Genomic DNA, 12,460 nt, shown 5'->3' on the forward strand with positions numbered 1-12,460 from the left:
AAATTTAAGCCATTATAACCACTTAGTGATGGTCGGTTCGGCAATTGTGTCTTTTTTGCGCCGTAATAAGCGTGGTTCAATAGAGCCTCGATTTCCGCGCAATTTGCACCAACCCGGTCTCGCTTATGAAGAAACTATTTGTCACGGTCTGCATCCTCGCTGCTGCCAGCGTCGGCGCATGGCAATACAGGGAGCGCATCCCTTATCTTTCGCAATTTTTACCCAAGTCACAACAGGCCGATACCGCCGATGGTGGTCGCCAAACGACAGGCGATGCATCGCAGAAGTCCGGTGATCAGAAGAACGGCGGCAAAGGCCGCAATCGCAACGGCGGACCAACATTGGTCAAGACGGTCGCAGCGGTGAAGACTACCCTGCCCCGGGACGTAACGGCTTCTGGCTGGGCCGACGCGGATGACAACACGACGATCGCCGCCCAGGAACAGGGCATTGTTACAAAGATCCTCGCGTCGGATGGAGCCACCGTCAAACGGGGAGATCTGATCGTCGAGCTTGATGCCCGCACCGCCCAGGCAACGGTCAACAAGGACAGCGCCATGGTCGTCCGTGACCAGGCAACCCTGGCGGAATCCGAAACCGCGCTGGCACGCGCCAACGACTTGCTGACGTCAAAGGCCGGCACGCAGCAGAGCTATGATCAGGCAAAGGCGGCACGCGACACGGCAGCGGCTACTGTCGAGGCCGACAAAGCAGGACTGGCCGCCGATCAGGTAATGCTGGAGCATACGGATATCCGCGCTCCGTTCGACGGGCGCCTCGGCGATATCTCGGTAAGCCCTGGCGCCTTCGTGAACGCCGGCTCGGCGATCGTAACGATCGCAAAATATGATCCGATCTATGTGAAGTTCCACCTGCAGGAGCGCGACCTCCGGCAACTGAAGCTTGCCCTCGCCGCAGGGCCAGTGGACGTCAGCACAGTTCCCCAGTCCGACAAGGCAAAACCGCGCCAGGGCCATATCAGCTTCTACGACAACACCGTGGATCCGGCATCTGGCACTATCCTTGCCAAGGCAAAGTTCGAGAATGCTTCCGGTGCGCTGTGGCCCGGACAGTCAGTCAACATTGTGGTCCACTTCAACAACAACGAACAGCAGGTCGTAGTCCCGACCGTTGCGGTGAGCCCCGGTGCGGACGGCTTCTTCGCAATTGTCGCCCGCGATGGGAAGGCACGCGTGACGCCTGTCACCGTGGCGCGAGCAAACGGCGGCTTCACGGCAATCTCGGATGGCCTCTCGGAAGGCGACCACGTCATCATCGAAGGACAGGCGCAGCTCGTCGATCAGCAGCCGGTCAAGGAACAATTCGACGACAAGGCATTGAACGTTGCTTCGGCTGATCAAGCCGCAGGCAAGACCGAAATCATTACAGCGGGCACGGAAGAATGATACCGAATTTCTGTATCCGACGTCCTGTCGCAACGACGCTGATTGCCATCGGCGTCGTGCTTGCCGGCCTTGCCGGCTATCAGCTCGTGCCGGTGGCAGCACTGCCGCAGGTCGATTTCCCGACGATCAATGTGTCGGCCGCGCTGACCGGCGCTTCGCCGCAGACGATGGCAACGTCGGTCGCCACGCCGCTGATCAAGCAGTTCCAGACCATTCCCGGCATCAGCGAGATCAGTGCCACCAACTCGCTCGGCAACACCAGCATCGTTCTGCAGTTCGACCTCAACCGCAACATCGATGCAGCGGCGGCAGACGTTCAAGCGGCGATCTCGCACGCGACCCGCCAGCTACCGGATAACATGACGACTCCGCCGAGCTATCGGAAAACGAACCCTGCCGACGCGCCGGTCATGTTGCTTGCGGTGCAGAGCGACACCATGCCCCGTAGCAAGCTCGACGAGATCGCCGAGGACATCATCTCCCCGTCCCTTTCGACGCTTCCCGGCGTCGCTGAGGTTTCGGTTTTCGGCGCGCAAACCTACGCGGTGCGAGTTGAAGTCGATCCCAACAAGCTTCTCAACCGCGGCATCGGTATCGATACCGTCAACAAGGCGCTGGTCGCGGCCAACAGTCAGGTTCCTGTCGGCTCTCTGCAAAACGATACACAGAGCATGACGATCAATGCGAATACGCAGCGGACCAATGCCGATGAATTCCGGACACTCGTCATTGCCAACCCGAACGGCGCGCCGATCCACCTCGGCGATGTCGCCGACGTGCAAGACAGCGTCGAGAACCAAAATACCGGCAGCTGGTATGACGGCAACCGCAGCATCATCCTCGCCATTCAACGCCAGCCCGATGCCAATACCGTGGAGGTCGTCGACGCAATCAGAGCGAAGCTGCCGGGTCTGCACGCAGAGATTCCCGCCTCTGTTTCAACAAAGGTCATGAACGACTCCGCCCAGCCGATCAAAGATGCGATCAGCGACGTGAAGTTCACTCTGATGCTGACGATCGGCCTCGTCGTCCTGGTCATCTACCTCTTCACAGGCCATCTGACGGCGACGATCATTCCCGGGCTCGCCGTGCCGCTGTCGCTGATTTCCACCTTCGGCATGATGTACGTGCTCGGATACAGCATCGACAACATTTCGCTGCTCGGATTGACGCTTGCGGTCGGCCTCGTCGTCGACGACGCGATCGTCATGTTGGAAAACATCCTCCGGCATGTCGAGGAAGGCATGCCGGTTCTCGACGCGGCGATCAAAGGTGCCGGCGAAGTCAGCTACACCATCATTTCGATGTCGGTGTCTCTGATAGCCGTCTTTATCCCGATCCTGTTGATGGGCGGTGTCGTCGGCCGCATCTTCAATGAGTTCGGCATGGTCGTTGCAATCGCGATTGTTGCCTCTGCAATCGTTTCGCTCACGGTGACACCGATGCTGGCGTCGCGGCTAGGCAGCGGCCACGATCGGCCGCCCTTCTTCATCCGCTGGTTCGATGCCGGCTTTGAACGAACCCTCAGAGGCTACGAGCGATCGGTCGGTTGGTGCCTGAAGCATCGTCCCGCCATCCTCACCCTGTTCGTGGCGTCGATCGGCCTGACCGTCTATCTCTTCATGACGCTGCCATCGAGCTTCTTCCCTACCGAAGACATCGGTCGCCTGAACATCTCGACGCGCGCTCGTCAGGATATCTCCTATCCCGCGATGCAGGCATTGCAGAACCAGGCGGCGGAACTCGTGAAACAAAACCCTGCCGTCAACCATGTCATGTCGATCGTCGGCGGCAATGCGCGCAGTCCACTCAACAACGGCACCATGTACGTCGAGCTCAAGGACAAGGATCAGCGTCCGCCGCTTGACCAGACACTGCGGGAATTGAGGACGAGCATCGGGAAGATCCCCGGCCTTCAAGCGTATATAACGCCGCAGCAGAGCCTCCGCTTCGGCGGCCGCCAGACCGCGAGCCAATATCAGCTGGTCGTTCAGGCGCTCAGCGCTGATCAGACAAACGTTTGGGCGAACAAGATCCAGCAGGCGATGCATGCCGATCCGCGCTTCACTGACGTCGCTTCGGACGCGCAGAACAACGCACTGCAAGCCAATATCGTTGTCGATACGGAGAAGGCGGCGGCCTTCGGCATCACCGATGGGCAATTGCGGACGACCCTGCAGGAATCGTTTGGCGGATACACCGCCGCCCAGATCCAATCGACCGGCGACAGTTATGACGTGATCGTGGAATACGACACGAGTAAGCCGTGGGACGATCAGAAGCTTCAGGAAATCCGCGTCGCTTCAGACAGCGGCGCTCTGGTTCCCCTGTCGAACTTCGCGAAGGTGCAGCGCACGACGGGGCCGGTGACGATCAACCAGACCGGTCAGCTGGTCTCGACGACCATCTCCTTCAACCTGCCGGCGGGCGAAGCGCTCGGCGACGCCACAGCTGCGATCGACCAGATCAAGAAGGATATCAATATGCCAGCGGACGTCTTCACGTCCTATGGCGGCACCGCGCAGATATTCCAGCAGTCCCAGGGCAACACCCCGCTGCTGATCTTGGCGGCGGTACTGACGATCTACGTTGTGTTGGGTGTCCTCTACGAGAGTTTCATCCACCCGTTGACGATCCTTTCCGGCCTACCGGCTGCGGCACTCGGCGCGTTGCTGGCGCTGAAGGTGATGGGCTTCGATCTTTCGATCATCGCGCTCATCGGCCTCTTAATGCTGATCGGCATCGTCAAGAAGAACGCAATCATGATGATCGACGTGGCGCTTGAGAACCTGCGTTCCGGTAACGGCATGTCGCCATCGGAGGCGATCCACGAAGCCTGCGTGCGACGCTTCCGGCCGATCATGATGACGACCTTCTGCGCCCTCCTCGGCGCGCTTCCGATCGCGCTGGGGACCGGCGCAAGCTCGGAACTGCGTCAGCCGCTCGGCATTGCCGTCGTCGGCGGTCTTATAGTGTCGCAAGCGCTGACGCTGTTCATCACCCCGGTCATCTTCGTCGAAATGGGCAGGCTAAACGATTGGCTGCTCAGCCTCGGAGGCAAGAAGAAGACCGAGCACGAGGAAGAGATACCTCAGGCGTTGGCCGCCGAGTAACAGAAATGCGGGCGCCAATGGCGCCCGCAGCATTTTTCGTTGCAAGCCTTGAATAACGACGCCCCCTGTGGCATCACGCGCCTCCTTGAATTCGGGCGCGCCATTTCCGCGCCTTTGCGGAGGCTGGCCTCCGATCTCAAAACACAATCGGCAAGATGAGGTGCGAGCATGGCTCAGGCGCTGGGATTCGACTTCGGCACAACGAACACGGTATTGGCCACGGCCGACGGGCAGACAACACATTCGATGGCCTTCACCAGTGCCGCCGGCAGCGACGACAGTATGCGCACCGCCCTGTCCTTCATGAAGGATCGGCAACTCGGCGCGTCCGCCCTGAAGGTCGAGGCCGGCCACGCGGCAATCCGGCAATTCATCGACAATCCTGGTGACTGTCGGTTCCTCCAGTCGATCAAGACCTTTGCGGCAAGCGCACTGTTCCAGGGCACGCTGATCTATGCGAAGCGTCACAGCTTCGAGGATCTGATGGAGGTGTTCATCAGGCGCTTGCGCAACTATGCCGGCGACAGCTGGCCGTCCGAGGTCAAACGGATCGTTACCGGTCGTCCCGTGCATTTCGCCGGTGCGAATCCCGATCCTGCGCTGGCGACCGAGCGTTACAACGAGGCGCTATCGCGCTTCGGCTTCCCGGAGGTTCACTACGTGTATGAACCCGTCGCTGCCGCATTCTACTTCGCGCAGAATCTCAAGTCCGACGCCACGGTTCTCGTTGCCGACTTCGGCGGCGGTACGACCGACTATTCGCTTATCCGGTTTGAAACCGTGGCCGGCAAGCTGACCGCCACCCCGATCGGTCATTCGGGTGTCGGGATCGCCGGCGATCATTTCGACTACCGCATGATCGACAACATCGTTGCCCCGCAGATCGGCAAGGGGAGTCATTTCAAAAGCTTCGACAAGATCCTTGAAGTTCCAACCAACTACTATTCAAGCTTCGGCCGCTGGAACCAGCTCTCCATCTTCAAGACATCACGCGAATTCGAGGATCTGAAGAAGCTGGTGCGCACAGCCCTTGAGCCCGAAAAGCTCGAGACCTTCATCGATTTGGTCGACCACGACGAGGGTTATCCGCTCTATCAGGCCGTATCGGCGACGAAGATGGCGCTGTCGGCCGCGGACGAGGCCGCATTTGATTTTGCACCTCTCGGTCGCGGTGGTCACCGGACGATCCGACGGGCTGACTTCGAAAGCTGGATTGCGGATGACCTCGCAAGGATCGAAGGTGCGCTCGATGACGTCCTGGAAAAGACAAACACGACGTCTGATATGATCGACAAGGTGTTCCTCACCGGAGGTACGTCGTTTGTGCCCGCCGTGCGCCGCATCTTCACCGAACGCTTCGACAAGGGCCGGATCGAGACCGGCGGTGAGCTTCTGTCCATCGCGCACGGCCTGGCACTGATCGGCGAACGCGACGACATCATGCAATGGACGGTGCAATAGCTCGGCTTGCGGCCCGCGTGCTCTTTCATTGACACCTTCGCTTCGCTAAGGTTGGCGTCATGATCTCCGTCAACGAACTTTCTCCAGGCGAACTCGCGGCGCTCCTGCATTTCCATGCGGAAGCCGGCGTGGAATGGCTGCTTGAGGAGGAAGCTGTCGACCGCTTTGCCGAGTTCGATGCGATGAAGGCGGCACGACGGAACGCAGCCGCCGGCACGCAGTCCGAATCACGGGAGGCCTCGCCGCGTGCCACTGCTCAAACGGCACAGAAGAGCACCCCTGAGCCGGAGCGCCCCGCGCCGCGGCCGCAACCTTCGATTCCCGACGGCGAGGCCGTGCAGCAGGCACGCTTTGCGGCTGAGAGCGCCCGCTCGCTGCCGGAGCTGAAAACGGCAATCGAGGCATTCAACGGGTGCAATCTCAAGCACAGCGCCCGCTCGACGATCTTCGCCAGCGGAGACGCGACAAGTGGGATCATGGTGATCGGTTCGGCACCTGGGGCCGACGATGACCGCGAAGGACAACCCTTCGCCGGCCGACCGGGGCAACTGCTGGACAAAATGCTCGCGGCGATCGGCTTACAGCGGGATGCCATCTTGCTGACGCAGGTTATTCCTTGGCGCCCCCCGGGCAATCGCATTGCGTCCACCGCTGAGATGGATATCTGCCGCCCGTTCATCGAGCGCCAAATTGCGCTTGCCGCACCGAAGGCAATTCTCGTGCTTGGCAATTTTGCAGCGCGGGTGTTTTTCGGCGAGAGTGACACGATTCACGGGCTGCGCGGACAATGGCGGGAGATCGCGGCCGAAAACCGCACTATCCCTGCGATTGCTACGCTGCATCCGCAGGATCTACTGACGGCACCAGTCAACAAGCGATTGGCCTGGAACGATCTTTTAGCTTTTCACGCCAAGCTTGCCGAACTCTAATATGCTTTCAAAATAGGCAAATCTAAATCTTTTATGAAACAACCCATGCGATTTTCACATACCTGTTGTTCATTCTAATCCATTGAAAAGCTCATGCTGCAGTGCAATATTTCAATGTGTCTTGGGAGGAATCAACAGGAACCAAGGCAATGACTACACGTTTTCGTCCTATCCACTGTGGGTTTGAAACCCTTCGCCTTGCCACCGAGCAGGGCCGCACAACGCAAAGCTACAGCCGCATCGGCTTTGCCACAAACGAGCAAATGGTTGCTCGCGGCACTGGTGCGAGCGGACGCATCGCCCGTCCCGCCGCGATCTTTGCGGATTTTCAGCAGTACTAAGGTCGAGGCTGGCATCTGCTGGCCTCGTGCACTGCTGTCTGACGACGAGGCTTTTCGTTAGCCCTTCGCAGCAGGTCGCGACTTATTGTGTCTACTGCGTCGCCCAGTGGAACGCCTCATCGACATACGCGAACTTGATGGCCTGCCACTGGCTGTACTGCCCCAGGAACGAGCGCGAGATCCAAAGCCCGGGCCTTTTGGCGCCAGCCTCCCATCCGAGGCATCCCTGCTGTGCTGCCTTCGCAAGAAGTCGCTGTAGGTGCGTGCGCGAGATCAGGAAATCGGCTGCCAGGGCGCGGCTGTCAACATGACCAATGACCAAACGCTCCGTATCATCTCCCGCCAGATCGATACGTGAAACAAAGTGGTCGACGATCAGCCCGCCAGCATCGTTCCACAGGAAAAGCGCCACATGCTCCGCGGGCTCCCTCCATCGCGAATCCTGAAGGCAGTTGCGCGCGATCCGCGGCTGAAGAATCCGAATCAATTCCGGACGGGCTTCAACATGCGCCACCCGGCTCCCACCATCGAGCAGATCAAGCCCCCCCAGGTTCGATAGCAGCCACCCAAACATTGCCTGATGACTGATTTCCGCCGGCTCGAACTGGCGGGGCCGCCGTCGCTCCGCACCAGGCTCGTAGGCGATGAAGCGGTACGTGAAGAGTTCGTCGATGAAGCTCAACACAGTGTTACGGCTCGCTACCTTGCGGGAGGTGATCTCGCGCGTCAGCCGGACAGCGGTAAAGCCAGACGTCGAGTCCGCAGGATCTCGCTCCATTGCAAGGGCGTAAGCAGTTTGCGTCAGCAACCAGCGCTGTTGGGACGCGAGCAGTCGCGCCACTCGCGGACCGGCGTCGAACATGCCGCGCATGCGCCCCGCGTGAAAGCGGATGGCGTCAATGAATTTCGGGTTCGCGACCAAGTCTTCTGCACTGAAAGGCATTTCTCTCCCGACGCATGCTCATTCGACGTCGTCACTGCTCAGGACAAGGCAGGACGGTCACTTCGTAACATGCGCATTCGCGAATAAATGAAGCTTCGTCAAGTTCATAACGTACGATAAGCGTTCGAATAGCGTTCACTATTTCGTTGAATTTCTCGCGCATGGCGAGAAAATCTCAGCTCGGCGGCCGCAATGCTGAGACGAAGGTCCTCATGAACCGGCTTGCCGCGCCGCCCTTCGCTCCAGATTGAGCTGGTGTTCGCGGTAGATGATGAATATCCCCGCAGCGACGACAATCGCCGTGCCAAGCAGCGTGGCGCCACTCGGCACATCACCAAACACAAAATAGGCAACAACGCCGCCGATGACGATTGATGTGTACTCGAATGGCGCAACCGTCGAGACGTCCGCATGCCGATAGCTCTCGGTCAGCAGGATCTGCGCTATGCCACCGCAAAAGCCGGCCGCAACGAGAAACAATTGCGGCCTCATATCAAGAACCTGCCAGCCGAACGGAACCGTTACGAGTGAGAATACCGTGGCTGTGATCGAAAAATAGAGAACGATTGTTGCCGTTTTTTCTTCCTCGACCAATCGCCGCACCTGAATCATCGCCATGCCGCCGAGTACCGAGGCCAGCAGAACGGTGATCGCCCCGATCGCCTGTTCGGCGTGAATGCCCCCCTCGCGAAAGAGCGTGAGCTTCGGCCAAGATATGATGGCCACGCCCACCATACCGAAAAGTACTGCGCTCCAGCGGTAAATTCGGACAGTCTCCCCGAGAAACAGCGCCGCAAAAATCACCGCGACCAGCGGCATTGCATAGCCGAGTGCAATCGCTTCCGGCAGTGGCAGGTGCAACAGCCCGTAAAACCCTAGCCCCATCGATATGATGCCGAGCGTTCCCCGCTTCAAATGTCCGATAGGATTGGCCGTGTAGAACGCCGACCGCAACTGCCCTTGATAGGCGAGGTATCCCATGATCGGAAACAGCGCGAAAAACGAACGGCAGAAGGTCACCTGCCCCGGTTGGATGTCGCTGCCGGCAAGCTTGATGAAGGTCTGCATTGCCAGGAAGACGATGACCGAACCGACCTTGAACGCAATGCCCCTCATCGGGTTTCCGATAGCCGATCGCATGTCTTGAACTCTTGGATTGCTAGTTTGATGCAGGAGGACGCGCCAGACTCGACGCACCGAGACTGTGACAGCCGTCGCATTGAATGAACAGACAGAAAATTGGAAAACTTGCGAACCTCCCATGAAGCCAATGCCCTGCGACGCCGCGCTCGCGCCCGTAGTGACCTCAAAATCCCGTTTGTCGATTCGCCCAAATTTAGCCGGTTCCAGCGCCTTCAAATCTTCCTTTGCCGCGATTTCGCTTTAAGTTTGGTTCAGACTTTAATGTAATCATGCCCGTCAAAATTTGTGGCGGAGTACTTACTCTGCATACGAAGCACTCACCCGCTCAAGGCCTTCAGGGAACACCATGCGTACAGATACCGGCCAGGTCATCAATCTGGCAGACTACCAGCCCACCGACTTCGTTCTGGAACGCGTGGATCTTACCTTCGAACTCGATCCCACTGAAACCAAGGTTGAGGCGCGACTGATTTTCCATCGCCGAGAAGGCGTCGATCCCAAGGCGCCGCTGGTACTCGACGGTGATGAGTTGACGCTCTCCGGGCTGCTGTTCGACCAGATGGAAATGCCGGCAGATCAATACACTGTCACGCCTGAAAGGCTGACCGTCCGCGCCCTGCCGGCATCCGAGCCCTTTGAACTGACGATCACCACGATCATCAACCCCGAGGCCAATACCCAACTGATGGGTCTCTATCGCACCGGCGGTATCTATTGCACCCAGTGCGAAGCCGAAGGGTTCCGGCGCATCACCTATTTTCCCGACCGCCCCGATGTGCTCGCGCCGTTCACCGTCAACATCATTGCCGACAAGGCCGCCAATCCGCTGCTGCTGTCGAACGGCAATTTCCTCGGTGGCGCCGGCTATGGCGAAGGTAAGCACTTTGCCGCCTGGTTCGATCCGCACCCCAAGCCAAGCTATCTATTCGCACTGGTCGCTGGCGATCTCGGCGTCATCGAAGACACATTCACGACGATGTCCGGCCGCGAGGTAGCCCTGAAAATCTATGTCGAGCACGGCAAGGAGCCGCGCGCCGCCTACGCAATGGACGCATTGAAGCGCTCGATGAAGTGGGACGAGGAGGTCTTCGGACGCGAATATGATCTCGACATCTTCATGATCGTCGCCGTCTCCGATTTCAACATGGGCGCCATGGAGAACAAAGGTCTCAACGTCTTCAACGACAAGTACGTCCTGGCCGATCCGGAAACGGCCACCGACGGGGACTATGCCAACATCGAAGCGATCATCGCCCACGAATATTTCCACAACTGGACCGGCAACCGAATCACCTGCCGTGACTGGTTCCAGCTATGCCTGAAGGAAGGCCTGACCGTCTATCGCGATCACGAATTCTCGGCCGACCAGCGCTCACGCCCCGTCAAGCGCATCGCGGAGGTCCGCCACCTGAAATCCGAGCAGTTCCCGGAGGATGCGGGTCCGCTCGCTCATCCGGTGCGGCCCACGAAGTATCGCGAGATCAACAACTTCTACACTACCACTGTTTACGAGAAGGGCAGCGAAGTCACGCGCATGATCGCGACGCTGCTAGGCAGGGACACCTTCAAGCAGGGTATGGACCTCTATTTCGACCGGCACGACGGCCAAGCCGTGACGATCGAGGACTTCGTCAAATGCTTCGAGAACGCCAGCGGGCGCGACCTCACACAGTTCTCGCTCTGGTACCATCAGGCCGGCACGCCGCTCGTCACGGTATCGGGCGCCTATGATGCGGTCGCGAAGACTTTCAGCCTTTCGTTGGAGCAGATGATCCCGGCGACGCCCGGTCAGTCCGACAAGAAGCCGATGCACATACCGTTGAGCTTGCAGCTCTTCGCTGAGGACGGAGCGGCGATCACGCCGACTTCCGTCGACGGTGCGGAATATACTAGCAGCGTCCTGCATCTCACAGAGCGTACGCAAACGTCAGTATTCCACGACATCCAGACGCGGCCTGTAGTCTCGATCAATCGCAGCTTCTCGGCGCCTATCAATCTCCATTTCGATCAGTCGCCTGCCGATTTGGCGCTGCTTGCCCGCTACGAGACGGACCATTTCGCGCGCTGGCAGGCCCTGACTGGTCTTGCGCTTCCGAACCTGCTCAACGCCGCACGTGATACCCGAGAAGGAAAGTCAGTCAGTTCCGAAACAACCTTCATCGACACGCTCGTCGCCGCCGCCGCCGACGAAAGCCTTGAGCCGGCCTTCCGCGCCCAAGCCCTGGCCCTGCCGAGCGAAGCCGATATCGCCCGCGAGCTTGGAGGCAACAACGATCCGGATGCGATCCATGCCGGGCGCCAGGCGGTGATGAAGCAAGTCGCTGACGCCGGACGTGATACGTTCCTCGCGCTCTATGACTCCATGACAACGCCGGGTGCCTTCAGCCCAGACGCGACCAGTGCCGGTCGCCGCGCTTTGCGCAACGCCGCGCTGACCTACCTGTCATATGCAGAAAGCTCACCGGCACGCGCGAAGACTGCTTTCGATGCTGCTAACAACATGACGGATCTGTTGCATGCATTGACGCTTCTTGCGCATCGCTTCCCGGACAGCCCGGAAGCTGCCGAAGCGCTGTCGGCCTTCAAGGATCGCTTTTCAGAGAACGCACTGGTGGTCGACAAATGGTTTTCCGTCCAGGCCACCATACCGGGTGCCGACACGCTCGACCGAGTGCAAAAGCTGACGGAGAACCCGCTGTTCAAGAGGACCAATCCCAACCGCGTCCGCTCGCTGATCGGCACCTTTGCCTTTGCCAATCCAACCGGCTTTGGCCGGGCCGACGGCGAAGGCTACGCATTCCTAGCCCGTGAGATCCTCGACATCGACCGGCGCAACCCTCAGTTGGCGGCCCGCATCCTGACATCGATGCGTTCCTGGCGCTCTCTGGAGCCAGTTCGACAGGATCACGCCCGCGCCTCCCTGTTGGAAATTGAACGGACCGCGGAGCTCTCGACCGACGTTCGCGACATCGTCGAGCGCACCCTAAAGGGATGATTTGCCGTCGGCTGCCGCTGCGACGCTCTCAGCGGCAATCTGGCCGCTATAGAAAATTCAGCATCTTGAATCAGTTAACAAATTTTTACCTTTTCCTCTGGACAAGGCGAATCACCAGTGATTCATTGA

8 protein-coding genes are annotated in these 12,460 nt (G+C 59.2%); 6 read left to right on the forward strand and 2 right to left on the reverse strand.

Annotated elements, in window-relative coordinates; translation table 11 throughout:
* The first annotated feature begins 125 nt into the window (after positions 1 to 125).
* The 5 genes from FHT76_RS10000 (at position 126) to FHT76_RS10020 (ending at position 7,250) form a co-directional block, all read left to right on the forward strand.
* Positions 126 to 1,406 carry an efflux RND transporter periplasmic adaptor subunit gene (locus FHT76_RS10000; RefSeq protein WP_259185581.1) on the forward strand — a complete coding sequence of 427 codons (1,281 nt, stop codon included), beginning with the start codon at positions 126 to 128 and terminating at the stop codon, positions 1,404 to 1,406.
* Entirely contained in the window at positions 1,403 to 4,519 is a 3,117-nt protein-coding gene (locus FHT76_RS10005) for an efflux RND transporter permease subunit (protein ID WP_183859542.1), read from the forward strand. Before FHT76_RS10000 ends, FHT76_RS10005 begins: the two co-directional genes overlap by 4 nt.
* Before the next feature lie 168 nt (positions 4,520 to 4,687).
* Positions 4,688 to 5,980: an Hsp70 family protein gene (locus tag FHT76_RS10010; protein WP_183859544.1), complete on the forward strand. Its 1,293-nt coding sequence runs from the start codon at positions 4,688 to 4,690 to the stop codon at positions 5,978 to 5,980.
* Between the two features lie 59 nt (positions 5,981 to 6,039).
* Positions 6,040 to 6,909 (forward strand): uracil-DNA glycosylase family protein, encoded by an 870-nt coding sequence (locus tag FHT76_RS10015; RefSeq protein ID WP_183859546.1) that lies wholly within the window; start codon positions 6,040 to 6,042, stop codon positions 6,907 to 6,909.
* Positions 6,910 to 7,058: 149 nt separating this feature from the next.
* Positions 7,059 to 7,250 (forward strand): hypothetical protein, encoded by a 192-nt coding sequence (locus FHT76_RS10020; RefSeq protein WP_016553323.1) that lies wholly within the window; start codon positions 7,059 to 7,061, stop codon positions 7,248 to 7,250.
* A 91-nt stretch (positions 7,251 to 7,341) separates the two neighbouring features.
* On the opposite strand, the gene FHT76_RS10025 is transcribed toward FHT76_RS10020, so the two are convergent.
* Positions 7,342 to 8,193 carry a hypothetical protein gene (locus FHT76_RS10025; RefSeq protein ID WP_259185583.1) on the reverse strand — a complete coding sequence of 284 codons (852 nt, stop codon included), beginning with the start codon at positions 8,191 to 8,193 and terminating at the stop codon, positions 7,342 to 7,344.
* A 210-nt stretch (positions 8,194 to 8,403) separates the two neighbouring features.
* Positions 8,404 to 9,333: a DMT family transporter gene (locus tag FHT76_RS10030; RefSeq protein ID WP_183751768.1), complete on the reverse strand. Its 930-nt coding sequence runs from the start codon at positions 9,331 to 9,333 to the stop codon at positions 8,404 to 8,406.
* 349 nt (positions 9,334 to 9,682) lie between these two features.
* On the opposite strand from FHT76_RS10030, the gene pepN reads away from it, so the two are divergent.
* Complete coding sequence (pepN, locus tag FHT76_RS10035) at positions 9,683 to 12,331, forward strand: aminopeptidase N (protein ID WP_183859550.1); 2,649 nt, start codon at positions 9,683 to 9,685, stop codon at positions 12,329 to 12,331.
* Positions 12,332 to 12,460: the final 129 nt, after the last annotated feature.

It is taken from the genome of Rhizobium sp. BK176 (assembly GCF_024808055.1).